This window comes from Pseudomonas sp. LB3P93, assembly GCF_054898025.1.
This window is the reverse complement of record NZ_CM142713.1, coordinates 220,071-239,005: the sequence shown is the minus strand read 5'-3', so window position 1 is coordinate 239,005 and position 18,935 is coordinate 220,071. Positions and strand designations below refer to the sequence as shown.

General features: G+C 61.1%; 17 protein-coding genes. 12 read left to right on the top strand and 5 right to left on the bottom strand.

What is annotated here, in order from left to right; translation table 11 throughout:
- Positions 1 to 117: 117 nt before the first annotated feature.
- On the bottom strand, positions 118 to 3,030 hold the full coding sequence (locus tag ACYZT8_RS01050) for an aminotransferase (protein ID WP_461978530.1): 2,913 nt from the start codon (positions 3,028 to 3,030) through the stop codon (positions 118 to 120).
- Positions 3,031 to 3,205: 175 nt separating this feature from the next.
- On the opposite strand from ACYZT8_RS01050, the gene rfbB reads away from it, so the two are divergent.
- Genes rfbB through ACYZT8_RS01015 form a run of 7 tightly spaced genes read left to right on the top strand, consistent with a single transcriptional unit; the run spans position 3,206 to position 10,300 of the window.
- The gene (gene rfbB, locus ACYZT8_RS01045; protein WP_461978528.1) at positions 3,206 to 4,288 is read left to right on the top strand and encodes a dTDP-glucose 4,6-dehydratase; all 1,083 of its coding nucleotides are present in this window, start codon (positions 3,206 to 3,208) and stop codon (positions 4,286 to 4,288) included.
- Positions 4,285 to 5,160, top strand: coding sequence for a glucose-1-phosphate thymidylyltransferase RfbA (gene rfbA / locus ACYZT8_RS01040; protein ID WP_461978526.1), 876 nt, complete (start codon positions 4,285 to 4,287; stop codon positions 5,158 to 5,160). The genes rfbB and rfbA overlap by 4 nt, the downstream gene beginning before the upstream one ends.
- Positions 5,157 to 5,702 carry a dTDP-4-dehydrorhamnose 3,5-epimerase gene (rfbC, locus tag ACYZT8_RS01035; RefSeq protein ID WP_461978524.1) on the top strand — a complete coding sequence of 182 codons (546 nt, stop codon included), beginning with the start codon at positions 5,157 to 5,159 and terminating at the stop codon, positions 5,700 to 5,702. Before rfbA ends, rfbC begins: the two co-directional genes overlap by 4 nt.
- Positions 5,699 to 6,568 (top strand): dTDP-4-dehydrorhamnose reductase, encoded by an 870-nt coding sequence (gene rfbD, locus ACYZT8_RS01030; protein ID WP_461978522.1) that lies wholly within the window; start codon positions 5,699 to 5,701, stop codon positions 6,566 to 6,568. The genes rfbC and rfbD overlap by 4 nt, the downstream gene beginning before the upstream one ends.
- 36 nt (positions 6,569 to 6,604) lie before the next feature.
- Positions 6,605 to 8,413 (top strand): sensor histidine kinase, encoded by a 1,809-nt coding sequence (locus tag ACYZT8_RS01025; protein WP_461978520.1) that lies wholly within the window; start codon positions 6,605 to 6,607, stop codon positions 8,411 to 8,413.
- Entirely contained in the window at positions 8,410 to 9,804 is a 1,395-nt protein-coding gene (locus tag ACYZT8_RS01020; RefSeq protein WP_461978518.1) for a sigma-54-dependent transcriptional regulator, read from the top strand. The genes ACYZT8_RS01025 and ACYZT8_RS01020 overlap by 4 nt, the downstream gene beginning before the upstream one ends.
- A 40-nt stretch (positions 9,805 to 9,844) precedes the next feature.
- Positions 9,845 to 10,300, top strand: coding sequence for a YiiD C-terminal domain-containing protein (locus ACYZT8_RS01015; protein WP_461978516.1), 456 nt, complete (start codon positions 9,845 to 9,847; stop codon positions 10,298 to 10,300).
- 156 nt (positions 10,301 to 10,456) lie between these two features.
- Here the strand turns inward: ACYZT8_RS01015 and cysQ are convergent, their stop codons facing one another.
- Together cysQ and nudE are read right to left on the bottom strand one after the other, a co-directional pair.
- Complete coding sequence (cysQ, locus tag ACYZT8_RS01010; protein WP_461978514.1) at positions 10,457 to 11,284, bottom strand: 3'(2'),5'-bisphosphate nucleotidase CysQ; 828 nt, start codon at positions 11,282 to 11,284, stop codon at positions 10,457 to 10,459.
- Positions 11,281 to 11,847, bottom strand: coding sequence for an ADP compounds hydrolase NudE (gene nudE, locus ACYZT8_RS01005; protein ID WP_461956653.1), 567 nt, complete (start codon positions 11,845 to 11,847; stop codon positions 11,281 to 11,283). The genes cysQ and nudE overlap by 4 nt, the downstream gene beginning before the upstream one ends.
- A gap of 90 nt (positions 11,848 to 11,937) precedes the next feature.
- Between nudE and yrfG the strand changes: the two genes are divergently transcribed.
- The gene (yrfG, locus tag ACYZT8_RS01000; protein WP_403104387.1) at positions 11,938 to 12,600 is read left to right on the top strand and encodes a GMP/IMP nucleotidase; all 663 of its coding nucleotides are present in this window, start codon (positions 11,938 to 11,940) and stop codon (positions 12,598 to 12,600) included.
- Between the two features lie 121 nt (positions 12,601 to 12,721).
- Here yrfG and lysM read toward each other — a convergent pair whose 3' ends face one another.
- Positions 12,722 to 13,162 carry a peptidoglycan-binding protein LysM gene (gene lysM, locus ACYZT8_RS00995; RefSeq protein WP_461978512.1) on the bottom strand — a complete coding sequence of 147 codons (441 nt, stop codon included), beginning with the start codon at positions 13,160 to 13,162 and terminating at the stop codon, positions 12,722 to 12,724.
- Positions 13,163 to 13,299: 137 nt separating this feature from the next.
- Between lysM and ACYZT8_RS00990 the strand changes: the two genes are divergently transcribed.
- From ACYZT8_RS00990 to ACYZT8_RS00975, 4 genes are all read left to right on the top strand, one after another.
- Positions 13,300 to 14,187: a LysR family transcriptional regulator gene (locus ACYZT8_RS00990; protein ID WP_461978510.1), complete on the top strand. Its 888-nt coding sequence runs from the start codon at positions 13,300 to 13,302 to the stop codon at positions 14,185 to 14,187.
- Between the two features lie 94 nt (positions 14,188 to 14,281).
- Positions 14,282 to 15,121, top strand: a complete 840-nt coding sequence (gene fdhD / locus ACYZT8_RS00985) for a formate dehydrogenase accessory sulfurtransferase FdhD (RefSeq protein ID WP_461978508.1) — start codon at positions 14,282 to 14,284, stop codon at positions 15,119 to 15,121.
- Entirely contained in the window at positions 15,118 to 17,466 is a 2,349-nt protein-coding gene (locus tag ACYZT8_RS00980; RefSeq protein WP_461978506.1) for an FdhF/YdeP family oxidoreductase, read from the top strand. Before fdhD ends, ACYZT8_RS00980 begins: the two co-directional genes overlap by 4 nt.
- Positions 17,467 to 17,865: 399 nt before the next feature.
- Complete coding sequence (locus tag ACYZT8_RS00975; RefSeq protein ID WP_461978504.1) at positions 17,866 to 18,354, top strand: glycine zipper domain-containing protein; 489 nt, start codon at positions 17,866 to 17,868, stop codon at positions 18,352 to 18,354.
- 67 nt (positions 18,355 to 18,421) lie between these two features.
- Here ACYZT8_RS00975 and ACYZT8_RS00970 read toward each other — a convergent pair whose 3' ends face one another.
- Positions 18,422 to 18,841: an acyl-CoA thioesterase gene (locus ACYZT8_RS00970; RefSeq protein WP_461978502.1), complete on the bottom strand. Its 420-nt coding sequence runs from the start codon at positions 18,839 to 18,841 to the stop codon at positions 18,422 to 18,424.
- Positions 18,842 to 18,935: the final 94 nt, after the last annotated feature.

Here is an 18,935-nt window from a genome sequence, read left to right as displayed (position 1 = left end):
TTTCAGGTATCGCCTTCGCGGGCAAGCCCGCTCCCACAGGTTTCGTGTCGTACGCGAAACCTGTGTATGACACGGACCTGTGGGAGCGTGGCTTGCCCGCGAAGACGATATCCAGCCTTACAACCCTTCTGCCAACACCTTCGCCAGCATGTCGACAAAGAAATCCACACTCCGCCGCGAAGTCACCATCGGCGGCTTGATCTTCAGCACGTTCAGATAATCCCCCGTCGGCTGCATGAAAATCCCCAACTCCCGCAAGCGGTCACACAACGCCGTGGTTTCTTCGCTCGCCGGTTCCAGAGTTTCACGATTGCGGATCAGCTCGACCCCCAGATAGAACCCGGAACCATGCACCGCGCCCACCAGCGGATGAATATCGATCAGCGCTTCAAGTCGCTCCTTGAAATACCCACCCACGACCTGAGCGTTTTCCCAGAGCTTTTCTTCTTCCATCACATCCAGCACCGCCATGCCGATCTGGCAACTGACCGGGCTGCCACCGGCCGACGAGAAGAAGTAACCCTCGGCCTCCAGCGCCTCGGCGATTTCCCGGCGGGTGATCACCGCGCCCAACGGCTGGCCGTTGCCCATGCCCTTGGCCATGGTGATGATATCCGGCACCACGCCTTGTTCTTCAAAGCCCCAGAAAAAATGGCCCATGCGCCCGTAACCAACCTGAACTTCGTCGGCGATACACACGCCGCCTTGCGCGCGAACCAGCGCATAGACCTGTTTCAGATAACCCGGTGGCAGCGAGATCCCGCCGGCATTGCCGTACACCGGTTCGCAAATGAACCCGGCCAATTGGCGTTTCTGCTCAGCGATTTTCGCCAGGTTGTGTTCGACGCTGCGTACGTAGTCCGGCGCGCTGTCGAGGCCACGGAATTCGCCGCGATAGATATTCGGCGCGATCACCGGATGCACCCAATCGGGACGGCTGCTCAAGGCTTTCGGGTTATCGGCAATCGAGGTCGAGACCGCATCTGCGCCCACTGTCCAGCCGTGATAGGCCTCCAGCACGCTGAGCATGTCGCGACCGCCGCTGTAGGCCCACGCCAAACGAATCGCCAGGTCATTGGCCTCGCTGCCGCTGTTGACCAGGAACACCCGGTCCATGCCCTCCGGCGACAACTTCAGCAAGCGTTCGGAAAATTCGGCCACCGCCGCGTAGTTGAAACGCGAGTTGGTGTTGAGCAATGACCACTGACGACTGGCCACCGCCGCCATGCGCGGATGACCGTGGCCCAGCACCGCGACGTTGTTGAGCATGTCGAGGTAGGAACGGCCCTGCATGTCGATCAGGTGATTGCGCCAGCCGCGCTCGATGCGTGGCGGGTCGACGTAATAGTGCTTCTGCGTGCGCGCGAAACTGGCGTCGCGGCGCGCCAGCAATGTCTGCGAATCGAGCTCCGCTTCAGCATCGCAAGCCAGCCCCAGCAACACCGCCGGTGACGGGCACAACGCTTGCCACGCTGCAGCGCGAGACGGCGTGCAAAACAACGGCGCATCGAACGAAGCGCCTCGGCACAACTGCACAATCAACGGCCCGCTGACCACCCCCAGCACCTGACCTTTGACCAGCGCTGCGCCGGTGTGCAGCGACGGGGTCACGCCCCACAAGCGCACGCTCAGTTGCGGACCGTCCAGTTGCAGCACACCCGCCGCCGGCTGATGAACCACACCGGCAAACGGCGATTCGACCGCCGTGCCGTTTGGCACTCGCAACTCCACGTGCAATGGGCAAGTATCTGGCTCAGCGGCGCTGTCCGGTTGGGTACGTGACAACCGATATTGACCATAACGGCTGGCCGCCAGGCCATGCGCCGCCGCAGCCTCGGTCAGCAAACGCTGATCGACGCCTTCCTGCTCCCAGTTGCCCGCCTCGAAATGCGGGCTCAGCACGCCCAGATCGATCAAGGCAAACTCACGCCCCACCAGGCTCGGCAGCAACGGCGCGAAACCTTCGCTGCCGATGCCTGGCAGAGTCTGGCCGACGGACGTCAGAATCGCCGCTTCCATCAATTCCAGCGGAACCGACGTGGCAACGCGGAAAATCTCCCATTCATGGGTCAGGTTGTCGCGGCTGTACTCATTGCCCGGGTCAATACTGACTTGCTGTTCGCCACTGAGCACCAACACCGCCGCGCGCGCGACGATCAGTGGCCACAGCGCCAGCAGTTCTTCGTGAGTTAACGGATTGACCGCGTGATACGCCTGGACCGCCGGCAATATATAGAACGGATCGCCATCGGCGTGATGCAGCAACGCCGCGCAGGTGACGGACAGATCGGTAATGCGCCAGGTACGGATCAAGTCGCCGAAATCGATTACGCCCTGCAACTGCCACTCGCGCTGCGAGTCCCGCTGCCAGACCACGTTGTCGTCGGTGATGTCCATGTGAATCGCCTGCACTGGCAGCTTGGCCACCAGCGGCTGCAAATGCCGCTCGGCCCGTTCGGCCGCCTCGGCGATCAACCGGCGTTGCGCGTCATCCTTGATCACCGGCAGCAAATGGCCGATCAACGCGCTGGCGTGGCGGGCGTCCCATTGCAGCGTGCGCTCAAGGCCCGGATGCTCGAATGCGGCCAGCGCCAGGTCCATTTCGCCGCAGAGCCGACCGAAACCAGCCACCACCGAACCGGGCAGATGATCGAGGTGCGTCAGCGACTGGCCCTCGATGTAATCGAGCAGGCGCACATGCACGGACTGACCACCGACTTCCAGCGTGAGCAGGTCTGCACCGCTCTTGGAAGGAATCACTCGTGGCACATGCACGCTGGAGTGTTCCCCCAACTGCTTGAGCCCGGCATGCTGGGCTTGCAGCTCCAGCGCCGAATAATCGCCACGGCAGATTTTCAGGACGAAACGCCCCTGGTTGCTGTCGACCCGAAAGTTGAGGTCCTGCTGGCTGCCCAGGGCGTGCAACTTTCCACTCAGCCCGTAATGCCCCTCCAGCAGCTCTAGTGCTTGCTCCGCAGACACTTGCGGGCTGGGCAAACTGGCGCGGTGAATCAACGTGGCGAGCGGCATACAACGACCCCTGAAATTTTATTAGGCGCTTATATCGCCACTGCATCGGCCGATAATCAACCCCCGTCGGCACCGCAAAAGCCAAATACGACCAACAACCCTCTTGCACCGCCCTGCTCCTGCCGACAAGCTATGCTCATTCGCTTTATCGTCTTACAGAAAAAGGCTGGCCAACATGCGTATTCTCATCACCGGCGGTGCCGGTTTCATTGGCTCTGCCCTGATTCGCCACCTGATTCGGCATACTGAGCATGAAGTGCTCAACCTGGACAAACTGACCTACGCCGGCAATCTCGAGTCGCTGACCAGCATTGCCACCGACACCCGTTACGAGTTCGTCCAGGCCGATATCGTCGACCAGGCAGCCGTGAGCGCGGTACTGGCACGTTTCCAGCCTCACGCGATCATGCACCTGGCGGCGGAATCCCACGTCGACCGTTCCATCGACGGTCCGTCGGATTTCATTCAGACCAATATTGTCGGCACCTACAGCCTGCTGGAGGCCACTCGCGCTTACTGGCTGACGCTGGCCGAGCCGGAAAAAAGCGCTTTCCGCTTCCATCACATCTCCACCGACGAGGTGTACGGCGACCTGCACGGCGTCGATGATCTGTTCACCGAAACCACGCCCTACGCACCGAGCTCGCCTTACTCCGCGAGCAAAGCGGCGTCCGACCACTTGGTCCGCGCCTGGCAGCGCACCTACGGCCTGCCGGTGCTGCTGACCAATTGCTCGAACAACTACGGACCGTTCCACTTCCCTGAAAAACTGATCCCGCTGGTGATCCTCAACGCCTTGGCCGGCAAGCCGCTGCCGGTTTACGGAAACGGCCTGCAAGTGCGCGACTGGTTGTTCGTCGAAGATCACGCCCGGGCGCTGCTCAAAGTGGTCACCGAAGGTGTGATCGGCGAGACCTACAACATTGGCGGTCACAACGAGCAAAAGAACATCGACGTGGTGCGCGGCATCTGCGCGCTGCTCGAAGAACTGGCGCCGAACAAGCCTGAAGGCGTGGCGCAATTCGCCGACCTCATTACCTTCGTCCAGGACCGTCCTGGCCACGACCTGCGTTACGCGATCGACGCGAGCAAGATCGAGCGCGAACTGGGTTGGGTGCCTGAAGAAACTTTCGAAACCGGCCTGCGCAAAACCGTTCAGTGGTACCTGGATAACCTTGAGTGGTGCCGCCGTGTTCAGGACGGCAGCTATCAGGGCGAACGCCTGGGCGCCATCAATACCAAGGAGCTGCTCGCATGATGAAAGGTATCGTTTTGGCCGGTGGCTCCGGTACGCGTCTGCACCCGATCACGCTCGGCGTCTCCAAACAGCTGCTGCCGGTGTACGACAAACCGATGATCTACTACCCGATCTCGGTCCTGATGCTGGCCGGTATCAAGGATATTTTGCTGATTTCCACGCCTCAGGATCTGCCGCAATACCGCAACCTGCTGGGCGACGGCAGTCAGTTCGGCGTCAATTTCAGCTACGCCGAGCAGCCGTCGCCGGACGGTCTGGCCCAGGCCTTCCTGATTGGTGAAGAGTTTATCGGCGATGACCCGGTGTGCCTGATCCTCGGCGACAACATCTTCCATGGTCAGCACTTTGGCGACCAGTTGAAGAACGCCGCCAAACGACCCTCCGGCGCCACCGTATTCGGCTATTGGGTCAAGGATCCGGAGCGCTTCGGCGTGATCGATTTCGACAGCGAAGGCCGCGCCCTGTCCATCGAAGAGAAGCCGAAAAAACCGAAATCCAGCTATGCCGTGACCGGCCTGTATTTCTACGACAACGATGTGATCGATATCGCCAAAGCCGTGAAGCCCTCACCACGCGGTGAGCTGGAGATTACCGACGTCAACAATGCTTACCTTAAGCGCGGCGACCTGCAGGTCGAGCGCTTCGGTCGCGGTTTTGCCTGGCTCGACACCGGCACCCACGACAGCTTGCTTGAAGCTTCGCAGTACGTGCAGACCATCGAGCATCGCCAAGGCCTGAAAGTCGCCTGCCTCGAAGAAATCGCCTACGAAAATGGCTGGATCAGCCGCGAGCTGTTGCTGGAGCGCGCCAGCTATTTCGGCAAGACCGGTTATGGTCAGTACCTGTTCAAGCTGGCCGGGGAAGAACAATGAATGTGATTGAAACCGCTCTGCCTGGCGTGCTGATCATCGAGCCGAAGGTGTTCGGTGACGAACGCGGGTTTTTCTACGAAAGTTTCAATGCCAAGGCGTTTGAAGAAGCGACAGGCCTGGACACGCAATTCGTTCAGGACAACCACTCCCGCTCGCAGAAAGGCGTGCTGCGTGGCCTGCACTATCAGCTGGAAAATACCCAGGGAAAACTGGTACGGGTGACCGTCGGTGAAGTGCTCGACGTCGCGGTGGACATCCGTCGCAGCTCGCCGAATTTCGGTCAGTGGGAAGCGGTGCGCCTTTCCGCGGAAAACCGTCGTCAACTGTGGGTGCCGGAAGGTTTTGCCCACGGGTTCGTGGTGCTCAGCGATTTCGCCGAGTTTCTCTACAAGACCACCGACTACTACGCGCCGTCCGCCGAGCGTTGCATTCGCTGGGACGATCCGACCCTTGCCATCGACTGGCAACTGGATGAAGCGCCCAAGCTGTCGGCCAAGGATCAGAACGGCAAAAGTCTGGAAGAGGCTGACTTGTTTCCATGAGAATTCTTATCAGCGGTCAGCACGGTCAGGTTTCGCGTGAATTGCAACTGCGTTTGGGGGCTGTTGGCGAGCTGGTAGTTTTGGGTCGCGATCAACTCGATCTCGCTCAGCCGCAGCAAATTCGCCAGCAGGTGCAACGGGTGCGCCCGGACCTGATCATCAACGCGGCTGCGCACACAGCGGTCGATCAGGCTGAAAGCGAGCCGGAGCTGGCGTTTGCCATCAACGCAGCCGGCCCAGGCGTTTTGGCCGAAGAAGCGTTGGCGCTGGGCATCCCGCTGATTCACTACTCCACCGACTACGTGTTCGACGGCAACAAGACCGAGCCGTACAACGAAGCCGACACGCCCAACCCGCTGGGCGTTTACGGCAAGAGCAAACTGGCCGGCGAGCAAGCGATCACCGAGGTAGAAGGCCAGCATCTGATCCTGCGGACCAGTTGGGTCTACTCGACCTACGGCCGTAATTTCCTGCTGACCATGCAGCGCCTGCTGCAAGAAAAACCGGAGATGCGCATTGTCGCTGACCAGATCGGCGCGCCCACCTGGGCCGGCACGATTGCCAGCAGCACCCTCGCTCTGATCGAACGCTGGAAAGCGGGACAAGCCGGTGCGTGGGGCACTTATCACCTGACCGCTCAGGGCGAAACTTCCTGGTTCGGTTTCGCCCAAGCCATCGGCCAAGCACTGCGGGAACAGGGCAAGCCTTGCGCCAACCTGCTGCCGATCCCTTCCAGCGACTATCCGACACCGGCCGCCCGGCCACTGAACTCGCGCCTGGATTGCAGTCGCCTGCAACGCGAATGGGGCGTCAGTCAGCCTGACTGGCAAACCGCGCTGCGCGAGTGTCTTGCCGAGCAAGCCTAGGCATAATGCGCCTGTACCCACAGGCGCCCGATGCTCATGACTCCGACCCTCCCCCGCAGACCCCGCTGGCGCAGCCTCGCACTGCTCGCGCTGTGCCTGGCGCCGTTGCTGTGGCCGCTGGAGCATTTGGCCGAGCGTTATTACCGCAGCGAGCTGGCCGGGCAGAACCGTCAGACCCTCGACCTTTACGTCGCCAACTTGCTGGGCACGTTGCACCGTTATGAAGTGATGCCGCAGATCCTCGGCGATCTGCCGGCCCTGCGCGCGGTGCTCGGGGCCCCGGACGACAGCGTCACCCAAGGCAATGCCAATCGCCTGCTGAAAAATATCAGCGCCCAGACCGGCGCCGAAGTCATGTACCTGATGGACACCACGGGCAAGACCCTGGCGGCGTCGAACTGGGACAAACACGACAGTTTTGTCGGCCGTAATTTTTCCTTCCGGCCGTATTTCAGCGAAGCCATGGCCGGGCGGCTCGGACGCTTTTTCGGCTTGGGCACGACCTCGGCCAAACGCGGCTATTTCTTCGCCGCCGCCGTGCGCAACGGCGAAAAAATCATCGGCGTGCTGGTGGTCAAGGTCGACCTGGACCACACCGAAAGCCTCTGGGGCAAAACCCCGGAACAACTGCTGCTGACGGACCATAACGGCGTGGTCATCCTCACGTCGCGACCTGAGTGGCGGTTCCGCTCGACCCGGCCCTTGAGCGAAGAAGAACGCAAAGCGATCACTGCGATCCAACCGTACCCGACCCGCGATCCGAAACCGTTGAAGCTCAATCCCAACGCCTGGCTGACCCAAACCCAGCAAATCGCTGAAACCGGCTGGAACGTCAGCATTCTCGCCCCGCGCACCCTGATCGACCGCCCGGTGCGTACCGTCGTCGCCATCGGCGGCGCGACGTTGCTGGTGTTGATGCTGCTGCTCGGCCTGATGATGCAGCGCCGCCGCCATTACCTCGAACGCATCGCCTTCGAAGCCAAGGCCCGACGTGAACTGGAAGGCCGGGTTGCCGAACGGACCAGCGACCTCGAAGGCCTCAACCGTCGACTGAAACAGGAAGTGCTGGAGCGTGAACACGCCCAGCAGGAACTGGTGCGCGCCCAGGATGACCTGGTGCAGGCCGGCAAGTTGTCAGCGCTGGGGACGATGTCCGCGAGCATCAGCCACGAACTCAATCAGCCGCTCGCGGCCATTCGCAGCTACGCGGAAAACGCCGAAGTGCTGCTCGACCATCAGCGCACCGACGATGCCCGCGGCAACCTCAAATTGATCAGCGAACTGACCGGGCGCATGGCGTCGATCATCGCCCACCTGCGCGCCTTCGCCCGGCGCGATCGCCATGCGCCGGAAAGCGTCGCCCTGCAACCGGCGCTGGATGACGCGCTGGCGTTATTGGCCAAACGTCGGCGCAGCATGGAGGTCGAACTGATCCGCGATTTGCCGGCGGCCACGCTGTGGGTCGAGGCCGGAGAAACCCGTCTGCGTCAGGTGCTCGGCAACTTGTTGGCCAACGCCCTCGACGCGCTGACCGAAAAAGGCCCGCCGCGTAAACTCTGGTTGAGTGCCCAATCCACCGTGGACGGCGTCACTCTGTACATTCGCGACAACGGCCCCGGCTTTTGCATGGAAGCCCTTGGTCGCGCCAGCGAGCCCTTCTACACCACCAAGACCCGCACTCAGGGGCTTGGCCTGGGGCTGGCGATTTGCGAAACCCTGATGCGCGCCTTCGGGGGTGAACTGTCGTTCGCCAACCACAAGGAAGGTGGCGCCCTGATTACCCTGAAGCTGCGCGCAGGCGCACCGGGTGTGAGCCTGCAACCGTCCGAGGACCGAAGTGCATGACCATCGATAACCGTGTCCAGGTCGTGCTGATCGACGACGATCCCCACCTGCGCCAGGCCTTGAGCCAGACGCTGGACCTGGCGGGCCTGAAAATCCTGCCACTGGCCGAAGCCAAGGGCCTGGCCGGGCAACTGGAACGCGACTGGCCGGGCGTGGTCGTCAGCGATATCCGTATGCCGGGCATGGACGGCCTCGAACTGCTGACCGAACTGCATGCCCAGGACCCGGATCTGCCGGTGCTGCTGATCACCGGCCACGGCGATGTGCCGCTGGCCGTCCAGGCCATGCGCGCCGGCGCTTATGATTTCCTGGAAAAACCCTTCGCCAGCGACGCGCTGCTCGACAGCGTGCGCCGCGCATTGGCCCTGCGCCGACTGGTGCTGGACAACCGCAGCCTGCGCCTGGCCCTGAGTGATCGTAATGAGCTGAGCACCCGACTGGTCGGGCAATCGGCGCCGATGCTGCGCTTGCGCGAACAAATCGGCGCGTTGGCGGCGACCAAGGCCGATGTGCTGATCCTCGGCGAAACCGGTGCCGGCAAAGAAGTCGTGGCCCGGGCGCTGCACGATTTGTCGAGCCGGCGCAGCGGCCCGTTCGTGGCGATCAACGCCGGAGCATTGGCCGAATCGGTGGTGGAAAGCGAATTATTCGGTCATGAGCCGGGGGCGTTCACCGGCGCGCAAAAGCGCCGCATCGGCAAGTTCGAATTCGCCAACGGCGGTACGTTGTTCCTTGATGAAATCGAAAGCATGAGCCTGGACGTGCAGGTGAAACTGCTGCGCTTGCTGCAAGAGCGCGTGGTCGAGCGTTTGGGGGGCAATCAGTTGATCCCGCTGGACATCCGCATCATCGCCGCGACCAAAGAAGACCTGCGCCAATCCGCCGATCAAGGGCGCTTCCGTGCCGACTTGTATTACCGGCTGAACGTCGCGCCGCTGCGCATCCCACCGTTGCGTGAGCGCGGCGAAGATGCGCTGATGCTGTTCCAGCATTTCGCCGACGAAGCCAGCACCCGCCACGGCTTGCCGCCCCATGAACTGCAACCGGGGCAACGCGCCCTGTTGCTGCGCCACACTTGGCCGGGCAACGTGCGGGAACTGCAAAACGCCGCTGAGCGCTTTGCCCTGGGCCTGGAACTGGCACTGGACAACAACACCCCGGAGGGCGCTGCCGGCATGACGGTCGACGCGTTCAGTGGCGGCCTGAGCGAGCAAGTGGAAAACTTCGAGAAATCGTTGATTGCCGCCGAACTGGCCCGCTCTCACAGCTCGGTGCGCAGCCTTGCCGAAGCCCTCGGCATTCCACGCAAGACCCTGCACGACAAGCTGCGAAAACACGGCCTGAACTTCGCCGACGGTGGTGCCAGCGGTCACACCGACGAACTCGATTGAGCTAACGTCCAATCATCATCTTCAAACAAGAGGCCCGTGAATGAGCCGCGACAGTCGTCACCTGGAATCAGTCCTCCATCACGATATTCCGCTGACCCGGGACATGGGCCTCAAAGTGCTCGACTGGCACGACCAGCAACTGCGCCTGCACCTGCCGCTGGAAGCCAACGTCAATCACAAAAGCACCATGTTCGGCGGCAGTCTGTACTGCGGCGCGGTGCTGGCCGGTTGGGGCTGGCTGCATTTGCGATTGCGTGAAGAAGGGGTTGAGGGCGGGCACATCGTGATTCACGAAGGGCACATCACTTATCCGTTGCCGGTGACCATGGACGCGATCGCGATATGTCAGGCACCGAGTGCGGCGGTATGGAAGAAGTTTCTGGCGACGTATCAGCGGTATGGACGGGCGCGGTTGGCGCTGCATTCGCGGATCGTCAATGCCGATAGCGATGACGATGCGGTGAGGTTTACCGGGCAGTACGTCCTGCACCGGTAAGACACAAGACCTGTGGCGAGGGAGCTTGCTCCCGCTCGGCTGCGCAGCAGTCGTATTCCGGCAACAAGGATTAACTGATATTACGCGGTGGCTGGTGTTGGGGCCGCTTCGCAGCCCAGCGGGAGCAAGCTCCCTCGCCACGAATTCAATTGAAACTCAGGAATGGGCCAGTTCCAGCAGTTTTTCGCGCCACGCAGCCTTGGCCGGCAACGCCAAAAAGAACTCATTCAACAACGACTCCCGCGCCGGATAACAAAACGGCGCACCGCTCAAATCCAGCACTTCACCACCCGCCCCTTCCAGCACACCTTGCGCCGCTGCCGTGTCCCACTGCGACGTCGGTGCCAGACGCGGATAACAATCCGCCGCGCCTTCCGCCAACAGGCAAAACTTCAATGAACTGCCGATATTCGCCAGTTGCAGCTCACCCAGACTGGCGCTCAATCCGGCCAGCAAGCGTTCCTGCTCGGGGCTTGAATGCCGACGGCTGGCAACAACGGTGAACGCTTCCCCTGCCGCCGGAACCTCGCGAACGTGAATCGGCAGCGCCTCGGCACCTTTATCACCACGCAACGCACCCAGGCCGGCACCACCGACATAAAAGCGCCCGTTGGTCGGCATCGACACCACGCCAAACACCACCCGGCCTTGCTCGATCAGCGCGATGTTGACGGTGAACTCTTCGCTGCCAGAGATGAACTCCTTGGTCCCGTCCAACGGATCGACCAGCCACCAACGCTGCCAGCCGGCGCGCACGCTCTGGGGAATGTTGGCGTCTTCTTCGGACAGCACCGGAATGCTCGGGTCCAGCGCCGTCAGCCCATCCAGAATCAGATGATGAGCAGCCAAGTCCGCCGCCGTTACCGGTGAATCATCAGACTTAGCAGTCACCACCACGCCCGAGCGCCAGAACGGGAGGATCGCTTCGCCAGCCTTCAACGCCAGTTCAACCACCGGAGCCATCAACGGATGCGGGAAATTCATGGCAGAAATACCCCACGTTGAGTCAACAGATCACGGGCCAGGTACAGCGCCGCCAAGGCACGGCCCTCAGTGAATCGCGGGTTTTGCGCCAGGGCCGACAGCTCGTGCAGGTTGATCTTGTCCACGCCCATCGGCTCGGGCTCGTCGCCCTCCAGGCTTTCTTCGTACAGATCGGTGGCCAGCACCACCTGGATCTTCTGGCTCATGTAACCGGGGGACAACGACAACTCGGTCAGGTGTTCCAGCTGCCGCGCGCCATACCCGGCTTCTTCCTTGAGCTCACGCTCGGCCGCCGCCAACACGTCCTCGCCCGGCTCGATCAAGCCTTTGGGCAACGACAGCTCATAGGCATCGGTGCCGCCGCAATACTCTTCGACCAGTACGGCGTGATCCGAATCGAGCATCGCCACGATCATCACCGCGCCATACCCGGCGCCTTTGCCGACCAAACGCTCGTAGGTGCGCTCCACGCCATTGGAAAAGCGCAGCTTCAGCTCCTCGACGCAGAACAAACGGCTGGTGGCGACGATCTCGCGGGCGAGTACGGTAGGTTTCTGGCGCATGAGCGGCTCCTTGGCGATAGCGGGTTACTATACCCGGCCTATCCTGATTGTTGACCTCGGATATCTTTTTTACCGCTGGAGAAGTTTTTTATGTCCCTGCTGCCCTGGCGCGACATCGACACCGTTCTGCTGGATATGGACGGCACGCTGCTGGACCTGCATTACGACAACCATTTCTGGATGGAGCACCTGCCTCAGCGTTACGCCGAGTTGCACGGCGTCAGCCGGGCCATGGCCGAGATGGAATTGCAGCCGCTGTTCGAACGCAACGCCGGCCAGTTGCAGTGGTATTGCCTGGATTTCTGGAGCGCCGAGCTGAAGCTGCCGGTGCGTGAACTGAAGCTGGAAACCGCACACCTGATCGCCCTACGGCCCGATGCAGACACGTTTCTGGCGGCGATCAAACAGGCTGGTAAGCGTGTGGTGATGATCACCAATGCGCACCGCGATTCGCTGTCATTGAAACTGGAAAGGATTGAGCTGGCGCCGTACTTCGAGCGGTTGATCAGCTCGCATGATTACGGTTTTCCCAAGGAAAATCCGCAATTCTGGGAGGCGTTGCAGGCCGACATCGGTTTCGACCCGGCGCGCAGCCTGTTTATCGACGATACGTTGCCGATCCTGCGCAGTGCGCGCAGTTTTGGGGTGGCGCATCTGTTGGCGGTAAGTGAGCCGGACAGTCGCAAGGGGCCGAAGGACACGGCGGAGTTTGCGGCTGTGGGGGATTATCGGGAGCTTATTGCAGGGCTTTAGACCTTATCGTCTGCATCGCGAGCAGGCTCACTCCTACATTTGAATTTCAGCGAACACAAAATTTGTGTACGAAGGAGATCCACTGTGGGAGTGAGCCTGCTCGCGATAGCGGTCTTGAGGATTACTCAGGAATCCGCAACGACTGCCCTGGATAGATCTTGTTCACATCTTTGAGCATCGGCTTGTTGGCCTCGAAGATTTTTTGATATTTGTTGGCATCGCCATACACGCGTAAAGAAATTGCGCTGAGAGTGTCGCCTTTCACGACCGTGACAAACTTCGCGGCCACTGCCACTGGCCCAGTCACCGTAATCTGGTCATCCACGCTCCCGACACCGGCGATATTGCCCACGGCCAGCAGGATTTTTTCTTTTTCCTCCTGGCTCGCTACCTCACCGGTCACTATGACCTTGTCGCCATCCACCGTAGCCTGCACGTTCGGGTTACCAAGGCCGACCTTGCTGATATGTTCCTTCAATTGCTCACTGGCATTGGCGTTGCCCGGCGTCAGCAGATCGATAAGCTTTTCGCCTGCTTCTTTCACAAAGCTAAAAATACTCATGGTGCACTCTCCTTGGGTTTTAGGTTCCAGACGCAAAAGACTAGACCAAGCTTGCAACCCCCGGTTCCAACCCGACCAATGACGTTGATCCGGCCCAAGCGCTAGAATCCCCTCCTTCACCGCGCCCTGGAGCGAAGATGGACATCAAGCAACTGAAATTCCTCATCGCCCTCGACGAAACCCGGCACTTCGGCCAGGCCGCGGCGCGCTGTCATATCACCCAGCCGACCCTGTCCATGCGCCTGCGCAGCCTCGAAGAAGAACTCGACCTGCCACTGGTCAATCGCGGCCAGCGCTTCGAAGGGTTCACCGCGCCGGGCGAGCGCGTCTTGGCGTGGGCGCGCACCGTACTGGCGGCCTACGACGGCTTGCAGGCCGAGGCTGCCGCCTGTCGCGGCAATCTGGTGGGCACACTCAGGCTGGGCGTGGTGCCGCTGTCGAGTTTCGATCCGTTGCCTTTGATGCAACGTCTGCATGCCGAGCACCCGAACCTGCGCTTTGAACTCTCGGCGCTGAGTTCCGAGCAGATCCTCGAGCAATTGGCGAACAATCGCCTGGACCTCGGCGTGTCGTATCTGGAGCGTCTGGACAGCGAACGCTTCGATTCCCTGGCTTTCAGCGAAACTCGCATGGGCTTGCTCTACGATCAGCGCTTTTTCACGTTCGGCGAGGCGCCACTGAGCTGGGAGTCGTTGATCGAGCTGCCCCTGGGCATGCTCACCAGCGGCATGCACTTTCGCCAGTCCATCGACCACAACTTCCACAGCCGTGGCCTGACGCCCCAGCCGCTTCTGCAAACCGATGCCGTCCACCAATTGTTACAAGCGGTACACGGCGGTCTGTGCTGCGCAGTGATGCCTTTAGAGGGCGGCCTGGAAAACCTGACTGATCACTTGCGCCTGCAACCCATTGAAAACGCCAAGACCCTTGCCCGGCTGGGGCTGATCATGCGCCGCAGCGCTCCCAGATCAGCATTGGCAGAAGCCTGTTTTGCGATTTATCAACAATCGCTCACAGCCTCTTGATCGACGCCATCTATCAGCGGATCAGTAATAGCGATTAGACGTGACAACTTGACGCGCATAGGCTTAAAGCTGACTAAACCGTCGGTGATGCCTCATGAACACCAAGCGCCCTGTTTGCGCGGCGCCAGCCCTCGAAACGCCCGCGCCTGCTGCCAGCCAGACGTACCGTTACAGCGACCTTCAATACACCGAATCGGCCAGCGCTGCGCTCGCCGAGGAAGTCGCGTTGGCGATTGCTTATAACGGCATCAGTCAGGCGGTGATGCTGGTAACGCCGACGGACCTGGAAGACTTCATTGTCGGTTTCAGCCTCGGCAGCGGCATCATCGAAGACGCCTCCGACATCTATGACCTGCAACTCAGCGGCTCGGGCTCGGCGCAATACGCGCAAGTGACCATCGCCAATCGCGCGTTCTGGAACCTCAAGCAGCAGCGTCGGCAAATGGCCGGCACCAGCGGCTGCGGGCTCTGCGGCGTGGAGGCGGTTGAACAGGCATTGCCAGAGCTCAAGGTGTTGACCGGCGCACCCTTGCCACCCGCCGAGTGGCTCGATGGTTTGCGTCAGCGCATCAGTGCGTTCCAGCCTCTTGGCCAGTACTCCGGCGCGGTGCACGCGGCGGTGTTCATGAACGGTCAGGGCGAATTGCTGCTGGGCCGCGAAGACATCGGCCGGCATAACGCACTCGACAAACTGATTGGCGGGCTGATCCGCCAGAACATCCCGACTGAAGGCGGCCTGGCGATTGTTACCAGCCGTTGCAGCCTCGAATTGATCCAGAAAGTGTTGCGCGCAGGCATCCAGACCCTCGTCAGCCTGTCGTCGCCCACGGGCCTTGCCGTGCAATGGGCCCGTCGCCACAACTTAAACCTTATCCATCTGCCCCAGAAGAATGCACCACGGGTCTACAGCCCGGCATTGGAGAATCAAGCGTGAGTCAACACCGTCAAGCCGACCAGAAACCCGTCCCTCGCTACAAGCCCTACAAAGGCCCGGCCGGTGGCTGGGGCGCACTGGCCAGCGTTGCCCGGGCGTGGTTGACCAGTGACAACGCGCTGAAAAACCTGCGCATGATGCTCAAAACCAACAAGAACGGTGGCTTCGACTGCCCCGGTTGCGCCTGGGGCGATTCCAACGAAGCCGGCATGGTGGCGTTCTGCGAGAACGGCGCCAAAGCGGTGAACTGGGAAGCGACCAAACGGCGTGTCGACGGCGCGTTCTTCGCCAAGCACAGCGTCAGCTCGTTGCTGGAACAGAGCGACTATTGGCTTGAGTATCAGGGCCGCTTGACCGAGCCGATGAGCTACGACGCCGAAACCGATCGCTACAAGCCGATCAGCTGGGAAGCGGCATTCGCGCTGATCGGTAGACACTTGCAAGGGCTGTCGAGCCCCAATCAAGCCGAGTTCTACACCTCGGGCCGCGCCAGCAACGAAGCGGCGTACTTGTATCAGCTGTTCGTGCGCGCCTACGGCACCAACAATTTCCCCGACTGCTCGAACATGTGCCACGAAGCCAGCGGCGTGGCGCTGGCGCAGAGTGTCGGCGTCGGTAAAGGCACCGTGACCTTCGATGACTTCGAACACGCCGATGCGATTTTTGTCTGGGGCCAGAACCCAGGCACCAACCACCCACGGATGCTCGAACCGCTGCGCGAAGCGGTGAAACGCGGCGCCCAAGTGGTGTGCGTCAACCCGCTGAAAGAGCGTGGCCTGGAACGCTTCCAGCATCCGCAACACCCGATTGAAATGCTCACCAATGGTGACAAGCCGACCAACACGGCGTATTTCCGTCCAGCGCTGGGCGGCGACATGGCGTTGCTGCGCGGCATGGCGAAATTCCTGCTGCATTGGGAGCGCGAGGCGCAGCAGACTGGCCAGCCTTCGGTGTTCGATCACGACTTCCTCAATGAACACAGCGCCAACGTGCTGGAGTACCTGGGCGCCATCGACGACACGCCGTGGGCGCAGATCGTTGAGCAGTCCGGCCTGACCCTGGTGGAAATCGAGCAAGCGGCGCGCATGTACGCCAAAGGCAAGAACGTGATCATGTGCTGGGCCATGGGCATCACCCAACATCGCCATTCGGTAGCGACCATCCAGGAAATCGCCAACCTGATGCTGCTGCGCGGCAACATTGGCCGGCCGGGCGCGGGTCTGTGCCCGGTGCGTGGCCACAGTAACGTGCAGGGCGACCGGACGATGGGTATCAACGAACGTCCACCGGTGGCGTTCCTCGATTCCCTGGAGCGGCGCTTCCAGTTCAAGGTGCCGCGTGAAAACGGCCACAACGTGGTCGAGGCGATCCATGCCATGGCCGATGGTCGCGCGAAAGTGTTCATCGGCCTGGGCGGCAACTTCGCTCAAGCAACCCCGGACAGCACCCGCACCTTCCAGGCCCTGAGCAATTGCGACCTGACCGTGCAGATCAGCACCAAGCTCAACCGCAGCCATTTGGCCCACGGTAAAGACGCGTTGATCCTGCCGTGCCTGGGCCGTACCGACATCGACATCCAGACCGAAGGCCCCCAAGCGGTCACCGTCGAAGACTCGTTCAGCATGGTCCACGCCTCCAACGGCCAGTTGCAGCCGCTGTCGAACCAGATGCGTTCCGAGCCGTCGATCATCGCCGGCATCGCTGCCGCCACCCTGGGCAGCAAACCGGTGGACTGGAACTGGCTGGTGGCCGATTACAGCCGCATTCGCGACCTGATCGCCGATACCATTGCGGGCTTCCGTGACTTCAACGAGAGGGTCAAAAACCCTGGCGGTTTCTACCTCGGCAACAGCGCCGGTGCGCGTAAGTGGAACACCTCGTCAGGGCGCGCCAATTTCCGGGCGAACGTGCTGCCAAAAGACCTGGTGCACGAACGCACCCGCGCCACGGGCGTGTTGCCGGACCTGATCATGCAGTCGATGCGTTCTCACGATCAGTACAACACCACGATTTATGGGCTTGATGACCGCTATCGTGGCGTGAAGGGTCAGCGGGATGTGTTGTTCGTCAATGAAGCCGACATCATTCGCCTGGGGTTCAAGCCGGGGCAGAAGGCTGACATCGTTTCGATCTGGGATGATGGACGTGAGCGTCGGGTGAAGGGGTTCACGCTGCTGGCGTTTGATATTCCTGCTGGGCAGGCGGCGGCGTACTATCCGGAAGTGAATCCGCTGGTGCCGCTGGAAAGCACCGGGGATGGCAGCCATACGCCGACGTCGAAGTTTGTGGCGATCCGACTGGAAATGGCGAGTGAGACCGGGTTGATTTTGGCCAAGTCGGCTTGATGCACACAACGACCATTGTGGCGAGGGAGCTTGCTCCCGTCCGGCCGGTCCGCGCTCGGGCGCAGCAGACGCAAACTGGCAACCCAATCTGACCGATAGATTGGGTTTGCTGTTTTTGGGGCCGCTTCGCGACCCAGCGGGAGCAAGCTCCCTCGCCACAGGATAATGTCGGCTGCTAATTCAGCTGCAGGCAACTTTCCAATCGTCCACAAAAAAGGCCGTTTTTTCACAAAAACGGCCTGTCCGAAGTAGCTAAAGACCGGCGAAAAACCCTTAAGTTCCACCCAAAAAACAGTAACTTATAGAATTGTGCTCAAGTCGTGTTACTCGTCGGATTTCGATTGTCAGGACCATGACACAGCCTCAGGATCGCGCCGTCATCCCCTTGAGGTTCCTCTAATGAAGTTCTCCTCGATTCTCTTGTTGTCCCTTGGCCTGGTCAGTGGCTTCGCTTCTGCCGGAGGCACCACCGAAGCAGGTGTGGGCGGCGCATTGGGCGGGGTTCTTGGCTCGGTCGTCGGTCAGTCGTTAGGCGGCAATACAGGTTCCACCATTGGCGCGGCCCTGGGCGGCGCGGGTGGTAGCGCAGTCGGCGCAGACAAACGCAGCCGTGGCGAAGCCGCCATCGGCGGTGCGTTGGGCGCAGCAGGCGGTAACGTGGTCGGCCGCAGCATGGGCGGCACCACCGGCAGCCTGATCGGCTCCGCAGCAGGCGGCGGCGCCGGTGGCGCGCTGGGTAACTACATGGGTAACAAAAGCGACGAGGACGATGATCGTCGCTCCTATCGCGGCGGCCGTGATGATCGTCGCTACTACCGTGACGGCCACCCGGGCCGTGGTCATGCCTATGGTCATCGCAAACATCACAAGCACAAGCGTCATCATTGAGGCCTGAACGGCATCGCTGACAGCTAGATAAAAAATCGCAGCCCAAGGCTGCGATTTTTTTTGTCCTTCAAACCACCAGGCGCTCCAACGCACCGCGCAACCCGGCAGGAATCGCCACCGGCTGATTCGACGCCCGATCCACAAATACATGCACGAAGCGCCCCGCCGCGCAGGCCTCGTCTTCCCCGGCCTTGAACACCGCCAGCTCGTACTGCACCGAGCTGTTGCCCAACTTGCCCACCCGCAGACCGATCTCGATCCGGTCCGGAAAGGCGATAGAAGCAAAGTAATCGCAAGACGAGCTCACCACAAAACCCACCACCTCACCGTCATGGATATCCAGGCCACCGACTTCGATCAGGTAGGTGTTCACCGCCGTGTCGAAGAAGCTGTAGTAAGTGACATTGTTGACGTGACCGTAGGCGTCGTTGTCGTGCCAGCGGGTAGTGATGGGCTGGAAGTGCGGGTAGTCGGTGCGTTGATTCATGGGTTCTCGCCTTATGGATCGTTCCCACGTCGAGGCGTCGAACCGTCTGCGTGGGAATGCAGCCCGGGACGCTCCGCGTCCCAACAGCGGACGC

Bases quoted from the DNA above. Each gene is read 5' to 3' on its own strand.
- ACYZT8_RS01050 (WP_461978530.1), bottom strand. From the start codon at position 3,030: ATGCCGCTCGCCACGTTGATTCACCGCGCCAGTTTGCCCAGCCCGCAA.
- rfbB (WP_461978528.1), top strand. From the start codon at position 3,206: ATGCGTATTCTCATCACCGGCGGTGCCGGTTTCATTGGCTCTGCCCTG.
- rfbA (WP_461978526.1), top strand. From the start codon at position 4,285: ATGATGAAAGGTATCGTTTTGGCCGGTGGCTCCGGTACGCGTCTGCAC.
- rfbC (WP_461978524.1), top strand. From the start codon at position 5,157: ATGAATGTGATTGAAACCGCTCTGCCTGGCGTGCTGATCATCGAGCCG.
- rfbD (WP_461978522.1), top strand. From the start codon at position 5,699: ATGAGAATTCTTATCAGCGGTCAGCACGGTCAGGTTTCGCGTGAATTG.
- ACYZT8_RS01025 (WP_461978520.1), top strand. From the start codon at position 6,605: ATGACTCCGACCCTCCCCCGCAGACCCCGCTGGCGCAGCCTCGCACTG.
- ACYZT8_RS01020 (WP_461978518.1), top strand. From the start codon at position 8,410: ATGACCATCGATAACCGTGTCCAGGTCGTGCTGATCGACGACGATCCC.
- ACYZT8_RS01015 (WP_461978516.1), top strand. From the start codon at position 9,845: ATGAGCCGCGACAGTCGTCACCTGGAATCAGTCCTCCATCACGATATT.
- cysQ (WP_461978514.1), bottom strand. From the start codon at position 11,284: ATGAATTTCCCGCATCCGTTGATGGCTCCGGTGGTTGAACTGGCGTTG.
- nudE (WP_461956653.1), bottom strand. From the start codon at position 11,847: ATGCGCCAGAAACCTACCGTACTCGCCCGCGAGATCGTCGCCACCAGC.
- yrfG (WP_403104387.1), top strand. From the start codon at position 11,938: ATGTCCCTGCTGCCCTGGCGCGACATCGACACCGTTCTGCTGGATATG.
- lysM (WP_461978512.1), bottom strand. From the start codon at position 13,162: ATGAGTATTTTTAGCTTTGTGAAAGAAGCAGGCGAAAAGCTTATCGAT.
- ACYZT8_RS00990 (WP_461978510.1), top strand. From the start codon at position 13,300: ATGGACATCAAGCAACTGAAATTCCTCATCGCCCTCGACGAAACCCGG.
- fdhD (WP_461978508.1), top strand. From the start codon at position 14,282: ATGAACACCAAGCGCCCTGTTTGCGCGGCGCCAGCCCTCGAAACGCCC.
- ACYZT8_RS00975 (WP_461978504.1), top strand. From the start codon at position 17,866: ATGAAGTTCTCCTCGATTCTCTTGTTGTCCCTTGGCCTGGTCAGTGGC.
- ACYZT8_RS00970 (WP_461978502.1), bottom strand. From the start codon at position 18,841: ATGAATCAACGCACCGACTACCCGCACTTCCAGCCCATCACTACCCGC.